The organism is Marinobacter excellens LAMA 842 (assembly GCF_001574445.1).
In the GTDB taxonomy this organism is placed as follows: Bacteria; Pseudomonadota; Gammaproteobacteria; order Pseudomonadales; family Oleiphilaceae; genus Marinobacter; species Marinobacter shengliensis.
This window is the reverse complement of the sequence record NZ_LOCO01000009.1, coordinates 73,488-91,793: the sequence shown is the minus strand read 5'-3', so window position 1 is coordinate 91,793 and position 18,306 is coordinate 73,488. Positions and strand designations below refer to the sequence as shown.

Below are 18,306 nucleotides of genomic sequence, written 5' to 3'. Positions count from 1 at the left end.
AGTGGCGACAGGGTAAACTCAGCGGTAGCTGAGGCCCATTGCAGTGCGTACTTCTTCCAGGGTATCGCGAGCCGCATCCCGCGCGTGTTCGCGGCCTTCTTCCAGAATGGAGCGAACCACATCCGGGTTTTTCTCATAATCCCGGGCCCGTTCGTGAAGCGGCCGCTGCTCTTCAATCACCGCATCGATCAACGGCTTTTTGCAATCCAGGCAACCAATGCCTGCGCTGCGACAGCCTTGTTGCACCCATTCGCAGGTCTCGGCATCTGAGTACACTTTGTGCATACTCCAGACCGGACATTTCTCCGGGTCACCCGGGTCGGTCCGGCGCACCCGCTGCGGGTCTGTCTGCATGGTGCGGATTTTCTGGGAAACGCTGTCTGGCTCTTCCCGCAGGCCGATGTAGTTGTTGTAGGATTTGGACATCTTCTGTCCATCCAGGCCCGGCATTTTCGATTCCGGCGTCAACAACGGCTGGGGCTCTGGCAGGATTACCTTGCCGCCGCCTTCGATATAGCCGTACAACCGCTCCCGGTCACCCAGGGAAATGTTCTGCTGCTCTTTCAACAGTGCCCGTGCGGTTTCCAGGGCCTCCATGTTGCCCTCTTCCTGATAGCGTTTCTTCAGGTTGCGGTAGAGTTTGGCGTTTTTCTTACCCATTTTGACGATAGCCGCCTCGGCCTGCTCCTCAAAACCGGGCTCGCGGCCATAGATGTGATTGAAGCGGCGAGCGATCTCCCGGGTAATTTCCACATGGGACACCTGATCGGCACCCACCGGCACCTTGCCGGCCCGGTACATCAGGATATCCGCGGTCTGAAGCAGCGGATAACCCAGGAAACCGTAAGTTGCCAGGTCTTTCTCTCGCAGCTTTTCCTGCTGATCCTTGTAGGTGGGAATGCGCTCCAGCCAGCCCAGCGGCGTAATCATCGAGAGCAACAGGTGCAGTTCTGCATGCTCCGGCACCTGAGACTGGATAAACATGGTTGAGGAGCCGGGGTTAACACCCGCGGCCAACCAGTCGATAACCATGTCCCATACGCTTTGCTGAATGCCGGAGGTGTCATCGTATTGCGTGGTCAGGGCATGCCAGTCTGCCACGAAGAAGAAGCACTCATACTCGTGCTGGAGTTTCACCCAGTTTTTCAGCACACCGTGATAGTGGCCGAGGTGAAGCTTGCCGGTCGGTCGCATACCGGACAAAACCCTTTGCTGGGAATCTACAGAACTCAAAGCACGAACTCCTTATTTCTGTTTATTAGGCGCCTGGTTTCACCACCGGAGGTGGCTCAGGAAATCAGGCTGACCGGGCATTATAGTCTTTACACCTCGCTGCGTTAAGCAAAGCGATATAAAACACCGGCGCCATAACGCAAAACCCCCGGAATTCTCGCGAACCCGGGGGTTTTGGTGAAGGTTATGGCGGGCTTACCAGCCAGTCACTTCCTTCAGGGCCTTGCCGATTTCGGCCAGGCTGCGCACGGTTTTGACACCGGCATCTTCCAGGGCGGCAAACTTCTCGTCTGCGGTACCCTTACCACCAGAAATGATGGCGCCAGCATGGCCCATACGCTTGCCGGGAGGTGCAGTGACACCGGCAATGTAGGAAACCACAGGCTTGGTGACGTTCTCTTTGATGAACGCAGCCGCTTCTTCCTCAGCGGTACCGCCGATTTCGCCGATCATCACGATGGCTTCGGTTTCCGGATCTTCCTGCAGCAGCTTCAGAATGTCGATGAAGTTGGAGCCAGGAATCGGGTCGCCACCAATACCGATACAGGTTGACTGGCCGTAGCCGAAGTCAGTGGTCTGCTTGACCGCTTCGTAGGTCAGCGTGCCAGAACGGGAGACGATACCCACCTTACCCTTCTTGTGGATATGGCCAGGCATAATACCGATCTTGCACTCGTCCGGAGTGATCACACCCGGGCAGTTCGGTCCGATCATGCGAACGCCTTTACGGTCAACGTACTCTTTGGCGTAGAGCATGTCGATGGTCGGGATACCTTCAGTGATACAAACGATCAGCTGAATGCCGGCATCGGCCGCTTCAATGATAGCGTCTTTACAGAACGGAGCCGGAACGTAGATAACCGTGGCTTCTGCGCCGGTTTTCTCTACTGCTTCACGCACGGTGTTAAACACCGGCAGGCCCAGGTGCTCAGTGCCGCCTTTACCGGGGCTAACACCACCAACCATCTTGGTACCGTAGGCAATAGCCTGCTCAGAGTGGAAAGTACCCTGTGCGCCGGTAAAGCCCTGACAGATAACCTTGGTGTCTTTGTTGATCAGGATGCTCATTATTTACCCCCTGCGGCTTTAACGACTTGCTCTGCGGCGTCCGCCAGACTGGTAGCGGCGATGATGTTCAGGCCGCTGTCCTTGAGCACCTTGGTGCCCAGTTCGGCATTGTTGCCTTCGAGACGAACCACAACCGGCACTTTAACGCCCACTTCCTTGACCGCACCGATGATGCCTTCAGCAATCATGTCGCAACGCACAATGCCACCGAAGATGTTGACCAGAACGGCCTGCACAGCGTCGTCAGACAGGATGATCTTGAACGCTTCGGAAACGCGCTCTTTGGTAGCGCCGCCGCCCACGTCCAGGAAGTTAGCGGGCTGGCCGCCGGACAGCTTGATGATGTCCATGGTGCCCATGGCCAGGCCCGCACCGTTAACCATACAACCAATGTTGCCTTCCAGCGCTACGTAGTTCAGTTCCCACTTGGCCGCTTCCGCCTCGCGAGCGTCTTCCTGGGAGGGATCACGCATTTCGTGGATTTTCTTCTGACGGTAAAGCGCGTTGCCGTCGATGCCGATCTTGGCGTCCAGACAGTGCAGGTCGCCGGCCGGTGTGATCACCAGCGGGTTGATCTCTACCAGTGCCAGATCGCGCTCTTCAAACAGCTTGGCGAGGCCCAGGAAGATCTTGGTGAACTGACCAATCTGCTTGCCTTCAAGACCCAGTTTGAAAGCCAGTTCCCGACCCTGGTACGGCTGAGCGCCTACCAGAGGATCGATTTCGGCTTTCAGGATCTTCTCGGGAGTCTCTTCAGCAACCTTCTCGATTTCAACGCCACCCTCGGTGGAGGCCATGAAAACGATACGGCGGGTGCCACGGTCAACGACCGCACCCAGATACAGTTCCTGATCGATGTCAGTCAGGGATTCAACCAGAATCTTGCTTACCGGCTGGCCATTCTCGTCAGTCTGGTAGGTTACCAGGTTCTGGCCCAACCACTTCTGGGCAAACTCACGGATGTCTTCCTTGTTCTTGACCAGCTTTACACCGCCGGCCTTACCGCGGCCACCGGCGTGAACCTGAGCCTTGACAACCCATGCGTCACCGCCGATTTCAGTCGCAGCGTCGACAGCTTCTTGAGGCGTATCGCAGGCAATGCCCTGAGATACTGGCAGGCCATACTCAGCGAAAAGCTGCTTGCCCTGATATTCATGCAAATTCATAGTTAATGTCCCGTCTATTGATGGAGGATAACCACGTACGGAAATGAACCCGCTGGCACACCGCCCTTGGCATACCAATCGCGAATTCGTTCTGGCGGGCAAGGGATCGCCTGAACCCGCCGGTTACGCACACAGAAAGCTGCCTTTATGATGGCAGCGGGGCGCCGACATTGGCGCCCCGATTCCGGTGTTGCGTTACTTCTTCTTGCGACGGTTGGCGACGTGAATCGCACCGCCAGCAACAGCCAGGGCCGCCTCGTGCACTGACTCTGACAGAGTCGGATGCGCAAAGCAGGTCAGGGCCAGATCTTCTGCACTGGAACCGAATTCCATGGCAATGACGCCCTGGGCAACGATTTCAGACGCCTGAGGACCGACAACGTGAAAGCCCAGGATACGATCCGTCTTCGCGTCTGCGATGATCTTGACCATACCGGCGGCCGCATTCGCCGCCATGGCTCGGCCGTTGGCGGCAAACGGGAAGCTGCCTACGTTGTATTCTTCACCTTCGGCCTTCAGTTGCTCTTCGGTCTTGCCGACCCAAGCCACTTCCGGGAAGGTGTAGATCACGTTAGGGATGCAATCGTAGTTGACCTGCGGCTTATGACCGGCAATGCGTTCGGCAGCCATCACGCCCTCTTCAGACGCTTTGTGTGCCAGCATCGGACCACGAACGATGTCACCTACCGCCCAGACACCCGGCGCTTCGGTTTTGCAGTTGTCGTCCACAAAAATGAAGCCGCGCTCGTCCATGGTCACGCCGGAATCCTCGGCCAGGGCGCCGTCGGTGTACGGGCGACGGCCAACGGCCACGATCAGCTTGTCGAACTTCGCTTCCTGCTTGCCTTTGGAATCTTCGTAGCTGACGTTCACCAGCTTGCGCTTGACCTCAGCACCGGTCATGCGGGCACCGGTGATGATGTTAAGCCCCTGCTTCTTGAACTGCTTGAGCGCATCCTTGGCGACCTGCTGGTCCACCGCCGGGAGGAAGCTGTCCTGAGCTTCAAGGACAGTCACCTCTGAACCCAGGCGGGCCCAAACGCTGCCAAGCTCAAGACCAATCACACCGGCACCAATAACGCCAAGGCGCTTGGGTACTTCGGTGAACTCCAGCGCGCCCTCGGAATCGACGATATACTCGCCATCAAACGGCGCAGGCGGAATCTCGATCGGCTTGGAACCCGTCGCCAGAATGACGTTGTCGGCTTCGTAGGTCTTGGTCTTGCCGTCTTTATCGGTAACTTCCACCTTACGACCAGCCAGAAGCTTGCCGTGACCGTGAATGGAAGTCACACCATTAGCCTTGAACAGGCCGGCAATACCGCCAGTCAGCTGCTGCACGATGCCGGACTTGCGTTCCATCATCTTCGCCACATCGATATCAACACCCTTGGTCATGATACCCATGGACTCATAATCGTGGCTGGCTTCCTCAAATTTGTGAGTCACCTCAAGCAGTGCTTTGGACGGAATACAGCCCACGTTCAGGCAGGTGCCGCCCAGAACCTGGCTTTTACCGTCTTTGCTTGTCCAGGACTCCACACAGGCCGTTTTCAGGCCAAGCTGGGCCGCCTTGATAGCTGCAACGTAACCGCCGGGGCCGGCACCAATGACAATAACATCGAACTTATCGGACATAATCTTTCCTGTTATCGAATTCGTTGAGTGTCAGCTTACACGTCCAGCAGGATACGGGCCGGGTCTTCCAGCATTTCCTTGATCGCAACCAGGAACTGCACCGCTTCCTTACCGTCGATCATACGGTGATCGTATGACAGCGCCAGGTACATCATCGGCAGGATCTCAACCTTGCCGTTCACCGCCATCGGGCGCTCCTGGATCTTGTGCATACCCAGAATAGCGGTCTGCGGCGGGTTCAGGATCGGCGTGGAGATCAGTGAACCGAAGATACCGCCGTTGGTGATGGTGAAGGTGCCGCCAGTCATGTCTTCGATGGCCAGCTTGCCTTCCTTCGCCTTGGTACCGTACTCGACAATCTTCTTCTCGATATCAGCCAGGCCCATGGCGTCGGAATCGCGAAGTACCGGAACCACCAGTCCACGATCCGTGGATACGGCAACACCGATATCCTGATAACCGTGGTACACCATGTCATTGCCGTCGATCGAGGCATTGACCGCCGGGAAGCGCTTGAGGGCTTCGGTGGCCGCCTTGGTGAAGAACGACATGAAGCCCAGCTTGATGCCGTGGCGCTTCACAAAGCTGTCCTGGTACTGCTTACGCAGCTCCATGATGGGCGCCATGTTCACTTCGTTGAACGTGGTCAGCATGGCCGCTGTCTGCTGGGCATCCACCAGACGCTTGGCAATACTGGCGCGCAGGCGAGTCATCGGAACACGCTTCTCCGGGCGATCACCCTGGGCAACATTTACCTCAGGCATGGCTGCCGGCTTGGCAGCGGCACCACCGGAGGACTTGCTGCTGTCCACAAAGTTCTGCACGTCTTCTTTCGTCACACGGCCGTCTTTGCCAGTGCCCTTGACGGAGGCCGGGTCAACGTTATTTTCTTCGGCCAGCTTACGGGCAGCCGGGCTCAGGATGGCGTCGCCGGAAGTTGCAGCCGGGGCTTCTTCTTTCGGCGCCTCAGCCTTGGCTTCAGGCTTGCTCTCTGCCGGCTTGGATTCACCCGCAGCGCCTTCCTTGAATTTGCCGATCACCTCACCGCTTTCGCAGGTGTCGCCTTCGCCCTTGAGAATTTCTTCGATCACACCATCAGCAGGCGCAACCACTTCGAGCACAACCTTGTCGGTCTCGATATCGACAATCAGCTCGTCACGGGAGCATGCCTCACCGGGCTGCTTGTGCCAGGTCGCGACGGTGCCTTCGGCGACCGACTCAGGGAAAACGGGGGCTTTAATCTCTGTTGACATTACGGATCCTTAGTTCGGTAGCTCGTCAGATTTCAAACGCGTCGTTAACCAGTTTCTTTTGCTCTTCGATGTGAACAGACATGTGTCCACAGGCAGGAGCAGCAGAAGCCTCACGACCGGCATACTGAAGGTATAACTTGGGGTTCAGGCGCTGCAGCGCGTTACGCATATGATGCTGACTGCAGTACCAGGCACCCTGGTTCATCGGCTCTTCCTGACACCACACCACATGCTTGAGCTTGGGGTACTGGGCCAGGAGCTCGTCCAGATCATCACCGGGGAACGGGTACAGCTGCTCAATCCGGACAATGGCGACGTCGTCTCGTTCATCCGCCTTTTTCTTCTCCAGAAGGTCATAATAGACCTTGCCGCTGCACATAATCAGTCGGGACACCTTCTTGGGATCAGAAGGCTCCTTCTCGGGCAGAACGGTCTGGAAGGTACCGGAGGTCAGATCATCGAGGCCGGAAATGGCTTCTTTATGACGCAACAGGCTCTTGGGGGTGATAGCCACAAGCGGCTTACGCAGCGGGCGCTTGACCTGCCGACGAAGCATATGGAATACCTGGGATGGCGTGGTGGGCACGCAAACCTGGATGTTGTGCTCCGCACACAGCTGCAGGAAGCGCTCCAGACGCGCCGAACTGTGCTCCGGTCCCTGGCCTTCATAACCATGGGGCAGCAGCAGCGTCAGGCCACACAGACGGCCCCACTTGTGCTCACCACTGGTCAGGAACTGATCAATGACCACCTGGGCGCCGTTGGCAAAATCACCGAACTGGGCTTCCCAGACAATCAGTGCGTCCGGCGTGGTGGTGGAATAGCCATATTCGAATGCCATAACCGCTTCTTCGGAAAGTAGCGAGTCATAGATATCGAACTTGGGCTGTTCGTCTTTCAGGTTCTGCAGGGAAATATGGGTAGACCCGTCTTTCTGGTTATGCAGAACAGCGTGGCGGTGGGAGAAAGTGCCCCGCCCCACGTCCTGACCGGTCAGGCGGATCGGGTGACCTTCATTCAGCAAGGTGGCATAAGCCATCATCTCACCGTAGCCCCAGTTCAGTGAGAGTGCGCCGGCCGTCATCTTCTCGCGATCATTGACGATCTTGGAAACCTGACGCTGAATGCTGAAGCCTTCAGGCACCTCGGTAATCTTCTTGCCCAGTTTCTGGATGGTCTTCAGAGCCACACTGGTCTTGCACTTGGCGGTCCACTCATGACCAAGGTACGGAGCCCAATCCACGTACAGTTCTTTGTTGGGCTCTTTCACCAGCGATTTGACCACGTGATCGCCCTTATCGAGCGCATCGCGGTAGTCGGTTTCCATCTGCTTGGCTTCTTCTTCAGTAATCACGCCAGCTTCAACCAGATGGTCTGCGTACAGATTGCGGGTGGTCTTGAGCTTACGGATCTTTTCATACATGAGCGGCTGGGTAGCAGCCGGCTCATCGGCTTCGTTGTGACCGCGGCGGCGGTAGCACACCAGATCAATAACCACATCCCGCTTGAATTCGTTGCGGTAATCCATGGCCATCTGGGTAACAAACATCACCGCTTCAGGATCGTCTGCGTTTACGTGCAGAATCGGCGCCTGAACCATTTTGGCGACGTCTGTGCAGTATTCAGTCGAGCGCGCATCTTCCTGCCGGCTGGTGGTAAAACCCACCTGGTTGTTGATCACGATGTGAATGGTACCACCCACACCGAAGCCCCGGGTCTGGGACATCTGGAAGGTTTCCATCACAACACCCTGACCCGCAAACGCTGCGTCACCGTGCATGACGATCGGCACAACCTTGCTGCCGTCGGTATCGCCACGGCGATCCTGACGGGCGCGTACAGAGCCCACCACTACCGGAGATACAATTTCCAGGTGCGACGGGTTAAACGCCATGGCCAGATGCACTTCGCCACCGGGTGTCATCACGTTGGAAGAGAAACCCTGGTGATATTTCACGTCACCGGAGCCTGAATCCGCGAGCTTCTTGCCCTCAAATTCATCAAACAGTTCTTTCGGGTTTTTGCCGAGAGTATTAACCAGCACGTTGAGGCGGCCACGATGGGCCATCCCCAGAACAATTTCCTTGGCGCCGTATGAGCCTGCACGCTGGATCAGTTCATCCAGGCATGGAATCAGGCTTTCGCCACCTTCCAGACCAAAGCGTTTTACGCCCGGATAGCGGGAGCCAAGGTACTTTTCCAGGCCCTCGGCAGCTGTCAGACGCTCCAGGATATGCTTGCGGGTCTGAGCTTCGTACTCAGGGCGCGAGCGCACCGGCTCCATACGCTGCTGAAACCAACGCTTGATGCGAGTATCTACCACGTGCATGTACTCAGCACCGATGCTCTCGCAATACGTCTGGCGCAGGCCCTGCACGATGTCGCCGAGCTTCATCGTTTCGGAACCGAAGTTCAGTGAACCGGTCTGGAATTCCAGATCAAGATCCGACTCGCCCAACTCGTGGAAAGACGGCTCGAGATCTTCAACAGACTCACGCTGCCAGACACCCAGAGGGTCAAGCTTGGATTCCTGGTGTCCGCGGAAACGGAACGCATTGATCAGCTGAAGAACACGAATCTGCTTTTTATCGGCATCTGAGGTGGCACTGGCGGGTACGCCACTGCTGGCCAGGAAACGCTGATTGCGGGAGATATGCTCAAACTGTTCGCGGATGGTTGAGTGGACAATGTCGCGGCCATGATAGCCATCAACACTGGGAAGCTTGTCGAAGTAGCTTCGCCACTCTTCAGGAACGGCGTTGGGGTCTGTCAGGTAGGTTTCAAAAAGCTGTTCAACATAGGCCAGATTGCCACCTTGCAGGTGGGAAGTCTGCCATAACTGCTCCATGATGCTTTCGTGCATTTTGAATAGCTCACCTTGGGCTGGTGCGGGGGAGCCGGTATGGTCGGCCAGGGGTAATTCACAGTCAATACGGGTTATTACGGCATGACTTTGGCCACCACACCCAGCAAGGATGTTTTCCGTCCCCAGTGATTTTTTATACTCGGCAACGCTGCCCGGCATCCTGGATAAGTCAACCGAAGCAGCGGGCCTAAGTTTGCACTCCATTAAGACCTTTGACTATAAGCCTTTGGTTGAAGGCCCCGCGTAATGCGAGGCCTTCGGGTTACTAAACTGGTGCCGAAACACCAGTATAGCTGGTGCTACAGAATTTGCGCTCAGGTAGCGCGCTGCAGCAACAGGTTCCGAATGTGGCCAATTGCCTTCGTGGGGTTCAGGCCTTTCGGACAAACACTGACACAGTTCATGATACCCCGACAGCGGAAGACGCTGAACGGGTCATCCAGATTGGCCAGGCGCTCCGCCTGTGCGGTATCACGACTATCCGCGAGGAAGCGGTAGGCCTGCAGCAGGCCAGCCGGGCCGATGAACTTGTCCGGATTCCACCAGAACGATGGGCAGGACGTGGAACAGCAGGCACAGAGAATACACTCGTACAGGCCGTCCAGCTTCTCACGATCTTCCGGAGACTGCAGGCGTTCAATGGCGGGTGCCGGGGTGTCATTCACCAGGTACGGCATCACCTTTTCATATTGCTTGTAGAACAGGCTCATGTCGACCACCAGGTCCCGGATCACCGGCAAACCAGGCAGCGGGCGCAGAACCAGCTTGTTATTCTTGACCACATCCGACACCGGAGTGATACAAGCCAGGCCGTTCTTGCCATTCATGTTCATACCATCAGAGCCACAGACACCTTCCCGACAGGAACGGCGATAGCTCATGGAAGGATCCCTCTCCTTCACCAGGTTCAGAACATCAAGGACCATCAGGTCTTTACCTTCCGGAATCTCAACCTCTACATCCTGCATGTAAGGGGCATTATCGGTTTCCGGATTGTAGCGATACAGGCTTACCAACATTTTCAGGATACCCCCTTAGTAAGTCCGGACTTTCGGCTGGAAAGTCGGAACCGTTTTCGGTGCAAAGTTCACGTCACGCTTGCCAACACGCTTGTCCAGCGGGAAGTACATGGAGTGCTTGAGCCAGTTCTCGTCGTCACGCTCAGTGAAGTCGTTACGGGCGTGGGCACCGCGACTTTCCTTACGCTCGATCGCAGACTTGGCGGTGGCGTATGCAACTTCGTACAGGTTATCCAGCTCGAGCGCTTCAATACGCGCGGTGTTGAACGCCTTGCTGGTATCGGCCAACTTGGTTTTGCGTACACGCTCGCCGATTTCTTCCAACAGCTTGATACCCTTCTCCATGCTGTCGCCATCGCGGAACACGCCGAAGTAGAGCTGCATGCAGTTCTGCAGATCCTTACGGACCTTAGCCACATCTTCGCCTTCAGAAGCACTATCCAGACGCTCCAGACGGGCCATGGCGCGTTTGATGTCTTCTTCGCTGGCACCATCAACCTCGAAACCGCCGCGCAGCTGCTCTTCAATGTGCAGGCCGGCCGCACGACCGAAGACCACCAGATCCAGCAGGGAGTTACCACCCAGACGGTTGGCGCCGTGTACCGATACACAGGCAGCCTCACCGCAGGCAAACAGGCCGGGAATCGGTTTATCGTTGCCGTTTTCGTCTTGAGTCAGTGCCTGACCACCCACGTTGGTGGGAACACCACCCATCATGTAGTGACAGGTCGGAACGACCGGGATCGGCTCTTTCACCGGATCAACGTGCGCAAAGGTACGGGACAGTTCGCAAATGCCCGGCAGGCGCAGGTTCAGGGTTTCTTCGCCCAGGTGATCCAGCTTCAGCAATACGTGATCCTTCTCGGGACCACAACCACGGCCTTCCAAGATTTCCAGAACCATGGAACGCGCGACCACGTCACGGCCAGCAAGATCCTTTGCGTTCGGAGCATAACGCTCCATGAAACGCTCACCCTCGGAGTTGATCAGGTAACCGCCCTCACCCCGACAACCTTCAGTAACCAGGGTGCCAGCACCGTGGATACCGGTTGGGTGGAACTGCCACATTTCCATATCCTGCACCGGGAAGCCGGCTCGCAGCGCCATGCCAATGCCGTCACCGGTATTGATCATCGCATTGGTGGTGGAGGCATAAATGCGACCAGCACCGCCAGTAGCAAGGACAGTAGCCTTGGATTTGATGTACGCCACTTCACCGGTTTCGATCTCGATGGCTACGACACCAACCACTTCATCCTTGCTGTTCTTGACCAGATCAACCGCATACCACTCATTAAGGAAGGTGGTACCGCCCTTCAGGTTGGCCTGATAAAGAGTGTGCAGCAAGGCGTGACCGGTACGGTCCGCAGCAGCACAGGTACGAGCGGCCTGGGTGGGGTTATCCGGACCCTTGGACTGTCCACCGAACGGACGCTGGTAGATACGGCCCTGCTCGGTACGAGAGAACGGAAGGCCCATGTGCTCCAGCTCGAATACTGCCTGGGGGCCCACAGAACACATGTATTCGATGGCGTCCTGGTCACCGATATAGTCGGAACCCTTGACGGTATCGTACATGTGCCAGCGCCAGTCATCGTTGGGATCGGCACTTGCGATCGCACAGGTAATCCCACCCTGGGCGGATACAGTGTGCGAGCGAGTCGGGAATACTTTCGTAATACACGCAGTTTTGACGCCGGTCTCGGTCAACTGCAGGGCGGCTCGCATACCGGCACCGCCGCCACCGATAACAATCGCGTCGTAAGACATGGTCTTGATGTTAGCCATCGATTAAAGCCCCCAAAGAATCTGAATGCCCCAGATCAGGTACACAAACATGGTCAGACCGCACAGCGCCTGCACAAGGAAACGGGGCGCCATGGATTTGAGATAATCAGTCGTCACAGTCCAGAGACCAACCCATGCATGGGCACCCAGGGAAAGCAGTGCCAACAGGGTAAAAATACGGAACCAGGTCTGGTCGAACAGCGCGCTCCAGGTTTCATAGTTGATGTCTGTCATCACCATGAAGCCCAGAAGAAACACTGTGTAAATAGCCAGTACGTAGGCAGTGACACGCTGGATCAGCCAATCAAAAACGCCACTGCGGCCGAGGTTAGTTACGCTGCTTACCATACCCAGACTCCTGCCAGAATGATGAGAACAATGGAAACCACAACAGTGATCTTCGCGGCGAGGCGACCGCTCTCAAGCTCTTCTGCAATACCCATATCCATCAGCAGGTGCTTAATGCCCGCAACCAGGTGGTACAACAGAGCAGACAGGATGCCCCAGATAATCAGCTTCGCCAGGAAGCTGTCCAGCAGTTCGCTCACCCGGGCGAAACCATCTTCTCCGGACAGGGAGAGATCCAGGCCGTACAACAGGAAGGCAACACCAACAAAAATGATGATGCCGCTGATGCGATGCAGGATCGACATGATGGCAGGCAGCGGGAAATGGAACTTGCCGAGATCGAGATTTACTGGTCGTTTGCTATTCACAGCGCTCTCACACTCTCTCTTGGTTCCGCAGGACCGAAAACCGGCTGCGGATGGTTGGTATGTTGGGATCGGAGGATCGATACGAGACCGATAACCGATTGGTTCAGGAGGGCGGATGGTAACCCGGTAGCTTGCTATGCTGAAGCGTGCATTGAGGTTCATCCCCGATTCCGGGCTACGGATTATAAGGAGACACCCCGGTAATTACAAACTTGCAACAACGCCCAAAGCCTTGGCCTCAGGCGCTCCACACCCTCTATAAGCATTATTGACAAATTCAATTTCACCCGTCTGGCACCGTTATTCCGGATATCCCTCATTTACACGGGAAATTTAAATTGTCGCTTTTCGAGACTTGTGCATTGACAAAAAAGGCTGACGCCCTATATTTTGCCGCCAGTTTTGCGATAATACGCGCTTTCTGGCGCATCTACATATGCAGAAGAGCTGTTACAGCTAATCAAACAGGAGAGCACCATGACCGACAGGAAAGCCACGCTCTCGGTGGGAGATAAGTCCATTGAGCTACCGGTTTATTCCGGCACCGTCGGCCCTGACGTTATCGACGTACGCGGCCTAGTCCAGGAAGGCGTTTTTACCTACGATCCGGGTTTTGTATCCACTGCAGCCTGCGAATCCGCCATCACCTACATTGATGGCGCCAAAGGTGTGTTGCTGCACCGAGGTTACCCGATTGACCAGCTGGCCGAGCAGTCTGACTTCCTTGAAGTGTGCTACCTGCTCCTGAACGGCGAGCTGCCCAGCGAAGACGAAAACAAGCGCTTCCACGACACAATCAAAAACCACACCATGCTGCACGACCAGATGCGCAACTTCTTCAACGGCTTCCGCCGTGACGCGCATCCGATGGCTATCATGTGTGGCGTTGTTGGCGCCCTGTCTGCGTTCTACCACGACCAGATGGACGTAACCGACCCCAAACAGCGTGAAGTAACAGCTCATCGCCTGATTGCCAAGATGCCAACCATCGCGGCGTGGTGTTACAAGTACTCCGTTGGCCAACCATTCATGTATCCGCGTAACGATCTCTCTTACGCTGAAAATTTCCTGCACATGATGTTTGGCACACCGTGTGAAGAGTACAAGCCGAACCCGGTTCTTGCCAACGCCATGGACAAGATCTTCATTCTGCACGCCGATCACGAGCAGAATGCCTCTACCTCCACCGTCCGCCTGGCCGGCTCTACCGGTGCTAACCCCTATGCCTGTATCGCTTCCGGTATCGCAGCACTCTGGGGGCCCGCACACGGTGGCGCAAACGAGGCGGTTCTGGACATGCTGGCTGAAATCGGTGACGAGTCCAACATTGAGACGTTCATCGCCAAGGCCAAGGATAAAGATGATCCTTTCCGCCTGATGGGCTTTGGCCACCGGGTGTACAAGAACTTCGACCCACGCGCCAAGGTTATGGCACAAACCGCTCACGAAGTGCTGAGCGAACTGGGCCTGGAGAACGACCCACTGCTGAAGATCGCCCAGCGCCTGGAAAAGATCGCCCTGGAAGACGAGTACTTCGTAAAGCGCCAGCTTTACCCGAACGTCGACTTCTACTCCGGCATCATCCTGAAGGCCATCGGTATTCCAACGTCCATGTTTACCGTTATCTTCGCAATGTCCCGCACCATTGGCTGGTTCTCCCACTGGAACGAGATGGTCAGCGGCAACTACCGCATCGGCCGCCCGCGCCAGCTGTATACCGGCTCGCCAAAGCGCGACTATCCGAAGAAGTAATCCGTTCGGATTGCCCGGAAATGAAAAAAGCCGCTGACCCAGCGGCTTTTTTCGTATCATGGCAATACAAAACTCTCCCAATCCAACGATGACAAGGAGCAGACCATGGCAACCATCGCTTTTATCGGGCTTGGCGTAATGGGCTATCCGATGGCCGGTCACCTGGCCCGAGCAGGTCACAAGGTATCTGTGTGGAACCGCACCGGTGCAAAGGCTCAGCAATGGGCAGCACAGAACTCCGGGAACGCCTGCAGGAGCATCGCAGATGCAGTAAGGAATGTCGATGTCGTGCTCACTTGCGTTGGTGCCGATAAAGACCTGGAGGAGGTCTACACGGCCCCAGAGGGTATCATCAACAACGCACCGGCCACGGCCATTCTGGTTGATCACACCACAGCCTCGGCAGGCATTGCCGAGGCACTGGCTCAAGCCGCAAAGGCTAAAGGCCAGGGCTTTGTTGATGCCCCCGTATCCGGCGGCCAGCAAGGGGCGGAAAACGGCCAGTTAACGATCATGTGCGGCGGCAGCAACGAAGACTTCCAAAAGGTTGAACCGGTACTGAAATGTTATGCCCGGGCACTCAATCTGATGGGCCCGGTGGGTAGTGGCCAGAAAACGAAGATGGTCAATCAGATTGCCATTGCCGGTCTGGTTCAGGGCCTGTCAGAAGCCCTGCACTTTGCCGAACAGGCAGAACTCGATGTACGCAAAGTGGTTGACGTGATTTCCAAGGGGGCGGCGCAGTCATGGCAGATGGAAAACCGCTCCGGCACCATGATTGACGGCGAATTTGAGCACGGTTTTGCGGTGGACTGGATGCGCAAGGACCTGGCCATCTGCCTGGAAGAAGCCCGCAAAAACGGCTCCAGATTACCGGTAACGGCGTTGGTGGACCAGTTTTACGGAGATGTGCAGGAGATGGGCGGCAACCGCTGGGACACCTCTTCGCTGATTCAGCGGCTTCGTAAGAAGTAATGATTAGCCACGGACACACACGGACGCTCACCGACAAAAGATAAAAACTACCCCAGTAATGTCTGTGTAAGTCCGTGCGTGTCCGTGGCTAAAAATCATTTCTTCTTGTCTCTCGGCACCCAGCGGCCGTTTTCGTACCAGGCGGACCAACCGGTGGCTTTGCCATCCTGTTCCGACATCACGTACTGCTCTTTGGACTTCCGGCTATAACGGATCACCGTCGGGTTACCCTCGGGATCCTTCTCCGGGGCGTCCATCAGGTAATCGTATTTCGGATCAATTTCCTTCCGGTGTGGCTTGATTTCCATCACCAGCGGTGGCCGGGTTTCCCGGTTTTTCGGGAATTTGCTGGCCGCCAGGAACAGGCCGGAGGCACCGTCACGTAGCACGTAGGTGTCGTCTACCTTCTGGCACTGCAGCTCCGGCATGGGCACCGGGTCCATTTTGGGGGGCGCAGGCTCGCCGTTCTTCAGCAGTTTGCGGGTGTTCTTGCACTCGCTGTTGGTGCAGCCGAAGTACTTGCCGAAGCGGCCGGTTTTCAGCTGCATTTCGGAACCACACTTATCGCATTCAAGCGTAGGGCCGTCGTAGCCCTTGATGCGGAAACTGCCCTCTTCCACTTCGTAGCCGGAGCAGTCGGGGTTGTTACCGCACACGTGCAGCTTGCGCTTTTCATCAATCAGGTAGCTGTCCATGGCCGTGCCGCATTTCGGACAGCGGCGCTTCATACGCAGCAGGCGGGTTTCGCCTTCACCTTCCACATCTTCATCGGCACTGACCACTTCGTCGCCAGACACCAGGTTAATGGTGGTCTTGCAACGCTCCTTGGGCGGCAATGAATAGCCGGAACAACCCAGGAATACCCCGGTGCTGGCCACGCGAATCTGCATGTTCCGACCACAGCTCGGGCATGGAATATCCGTTTCCGTCGGGGTATTGGCGCGCATGCCGCCTTCGGTTTTTTCTGCGCTTTCCAGCTGCTTACGGAACCTGGCGTAGAAATCGTTCAGTACCTTCTTCCACTGAACCTCGCCCTCGGCGATCTCATCCAGCTCGCCCTCAAGGCGCGCGGTGAAATCGTAGTCCATCAGGTTCGGGAAAGACTCTGCCAGACGCTCGGTGACAATCTCCCCCATCTTCTCGGCGTAAAAACGGCGATTCTGAAGCCGCACGTAACCACGATCCTGGATGGTGGAAATAATGGATGCGTAGGTAGAAGGACGGCCAATGCCCTGCTTTTCCAGTTCCTTGACCAGGCTGGCTTCGGTATAGCGCGGCGAAGGCTTGGTGAAATGCTGGGTCGGATCCAGCTTCTTGAGATCCAGGGGCTGATCTACCTTGATGTCTGGCAGCGCCACGTCTTCGTCTTTCTTGGCTGACTGGGGCGCAGCTTTCAGGAAACCTTCGAACTTGACGATGCGACCACGGGTACGCAGTTCGTAGTCACCATTGGCCACAACGATGGAGGTGCTGAGGAATTCGGCATCCGCCATCTGGCAGGCGATAAACTGGCGCCAGATCAGGTCGTAAAGCTTCTCCGCATCCTTTTCCAGGCCACTGATATCGGTAGGCCTGCGGGATACGTCAGTAGGCCGGATGGCCTCGTGGGCCTCCTGGGCGCCTTCCTTGCTACCGTACACGCGGGGCTTCTCAGGCAGGTAGCGATCACCGAACTGTTTCTGAATAAACTCGCGACAGCCGGTTACCGCATCCTGGCTCAGGTTGGTCGAGTCTGTACGCATGTAGGTGATGTAGCCCGCCTCGTACAGGCGCTGAGCCAGCATCATGGTTTTCTTGACACTGAAGCCCATGCGGTTGCTCGCCGCCTGCTGCAGTGTCGAGGTAATAAAGGGAGCAGAGGGCCGTGAACGGGTTGGCTTGTCTTCCCGCTTGGCCACCTTGAAGCTACCGGCTTTCAGACGGTCAACATGTTCCTTGCTCTGAACATCATTAACCGGACGGTAGGGCTTGTCGTTGTAGCGGGTAACCTCGAACCGAACCGGGTCCTTGCTACCTTCTGCGGTCAGGTCTGCGTGCAGCTGCCAGAATTCCTCCGGCACGAACTTGCGGATTTCCCGCTCACGCTCAACGATCAGGCGCACGGCAACCGACTGAACCCGGCCAGCAGACAGGCCCCGGGCAATCTTGGCCCAGAGCAGCGGCGAAACCATGTAACCCACAACGCGATCCAGGAATCGGCGCGCCTGCTGGGCATTTACCCGGTTGTTATCCAGCTCCCCGGGGTCCTTGAACGCTTCCTGGATAGCCCGCTTGGTAATTTCGTTGAACACCACGCGGCGATACTTTTCCGGCTCGCCGCCAATGGTCTCCTGAAGGTGCCAGGCAATGGCTTCCCCTTCCCTGTCCAAATCCGTTGCCAGATAGATGTGGTCGGCATTCTTGGCCAGGCGCTTTAGCTCGCTGACGACCTTTTCCTTACCGGGCAGGATCTCGTAACGGGCGCTCCAGTCGTGGTCCGGATCGACGCCCATGCGGGCCACCAGCTGTTCCCGGGCCTTGCGCTTTTTGTGCTCGGCCTTTTCTTCCGGGCTCATCTTGCGGGTGGCGGCAGCCTGCTTTGCCCGCTCTTTCGGGTCAGACTGGCTGCCACTGCCGCTGACCGGCAGGTCACGAATGTGGCCAACGCTGGACTTAACAATAAAATCGGAGCCCAGGTACTTGTTGATGGTCTTCGCTTTCGCTGGCGACTCGACAATTACGAGACTTTTACCCATATCGGAGATCTGTATCCTTGGCGATCAATCGGTCAAGTTCTGAACGGAACCGTAAACTCGCATAAAAATCAGGCAACTGAAAAACACAAAGGCTGCC

The 18,306-nt window shown here is 56.5% G+C and carries 13 protein-coding genes; 2 read left to right on the top strand and 11 right to left on the bottom strand.

The window, feature by feature from the left end:
* Positions 1-18: 18 nt before the first annotated feature.
* The 10 genes from J122_RS10020 to sdhC form a co-directional block, all read right to left on the bottom strand.
* Positions 19-1,233 (bottom strand): tryptophan--tRNA ligase, encoded by a 1,215-nt coding sequence (locus J122_RS10020; protein WP_082780552.1) that lies wholly within the window; start codon positions 1,231-1,233, stop codon positions 19-21.
* Between the two features lie 195 nt (positions 1,234-1,428).
* Entirely contained in the window at positions 1,429-2,301 is an 873-nt protein-coding gene (gene sucD, locus J122_RS10015) for a succinate--CoA ligase subunit alpha (protein ID WP_011784666.1), read from the bottom strand.
* Positions 2,301-3,467: an ADP-forming succinate--CoA ligase subunit beta gene (sucC, locus tag J122_RS10010; RefSeq protein ID WP_061332180.1), complete on the bottom strand. Its 1,167-nt coding sequence runs from the start codon at positions 3,465-3,467 to the stop codon at positions 2,301-2,303. Before sucC ends, sucD begins: the two co-directional genes overlap by 1 nt.
* Positions 3,468-3,662: 195 nt before the next feature.
* A complete protein-coding gene (lpdA, locus tag J122_RS10005) occupies positions 3,663-5,105 on the bottom strand; it encodes a dihydrolipoyl dehydrogenase (RefSeq protein WP_061332179.1) in 1,443 nt (480 codons plus the stop codon).
* Positions 5,106-5,140: 35 nt separating this feature from the next.
* A complete protein-coding gene (gene odhB / locus J122_RS10000; RefSeq protein WP_061332178.1) occupies positions 5,141-6,358 on the bottom strand; it encodes a 2-oxoglutarate dehydrogenase complex dihydrolipoyllysine-residue succinyltransferase in 1,218 nt (405 codons plus the stop codon).
* A 25-nt stretch (positions 6,359-6,383) separates the two neighbouring features.
* Positions 6,384-9,221, bottom strand: coding sequence for a 2-oxoglutarate dehydrogenase E1 component (locus J122_RS09995; RefSeq protein ID WP_061332177.1), 2,838 nt, complete (start codon positions 9,219-9,221; stop codon positions 6,384-6,386).
* Between the two features lie 317 nt (positions 9,222-9,538).
* Positions 9,539-10,243 (bottom strand): succinate dehydrogenase iron-sulfur subunit, encoded by a 705-nt coding sequence (locus tag J122_RS09990; RefSeq protein ID WP_058091183.1) that lies wholly within the window; start codon positions 10,241-10,243, stop codon positions 9,539-9,541.
* A gap of 15 nt (positions 10,244-10,258) precedes the next feature.
* Positions 10,259-12,031 carry a succinate dehydrogenase flavoprotein subunit gene (gene sdhA, locus J122_RS09985; RefSeq protein ID WP_058091184.1) on the bottom strand — a complete coding sequence of 591 codons (1,773 nt, stop codon included), beginning with the start codon at positions 12,029-12,031 and terminating at the stop codon, positions 10,259-10,261.
* 3 nt (positions 12,032-12,034) lie between these two features.
* The gene (gene sdhD / locus J122_RS09980) at positions 12,035-12,379 is read right to left on the bottom strand and encodes a succinate dehydrogenase, hydrophobic membrane anchor protein (RefSeq protein WP_061332176.1); all 345 of its coding nucleotides are present in this window, start codon (positions 12,377-12,379) and stop codon (positions 12,035-12,037) included.
* Positions 12,373-12,747: a succinate dehydrogenase, cytochrome b556 subunit gene (sdhC, locus tag J122_RS09975; RefSeq protein WP_061332229.1), complete on the bottom strand. Its 375-nt coding sequence runs from the start codon at positions 12,745-12,747 to the stop codon at positions 12,373-12,375. Before sdhC ends, sdhD begins: the two co-directional genes overlap by 7 nt.
* A gap of 477 nt (positions 12,748-13,224) precedes the next feature.
* Here sdhC and gltA point away from each other — a divergent pair, with 477 nt between their 5' ends.
* Together gltA and J122_RS09965 are read left to right on the top strand one after the other, a co-directional pair.
* Positions 13,225-14,499, top strand: coding sequence for a citrate synthase (gene gltA / locus J122_RS09970; protein WP_061332175.1), 1,275 nt, complete (start codon positions 13,225-13,227; stop codon positions 14,497-14,499).
* 33 nt (positions 14,500-14,532) lie between these two features.
* Positions 14,533-15,474, top strand: a complete 942-nt coding sequence (locus tag J122_RS09965) for an NAD(P)-dependent oxidoreductase (protein WP_413772204.1) — start codon at positions 14,533-14,535, stop codon at positions 15,472-15,474.
* Positions 15,475-15,569: 95 nt separating this feature from the next.
* Here the strand turns inward: J122_RS09965 and topA are convergent, their stop codons facing one another.
* Complete coding sequence (topA, locus tag J122_RS09960; protein WP_061332173.1) at positions 15,570-18,209, bottom strand: type I DNA topoisomerase; 2,640 nt, start codon at positions 18,207-18,209, stop codon at positions 15,570-15,572.
* Between the last annotated feature and the right edge of the window lie 97 nt (positions 18,210-18,306).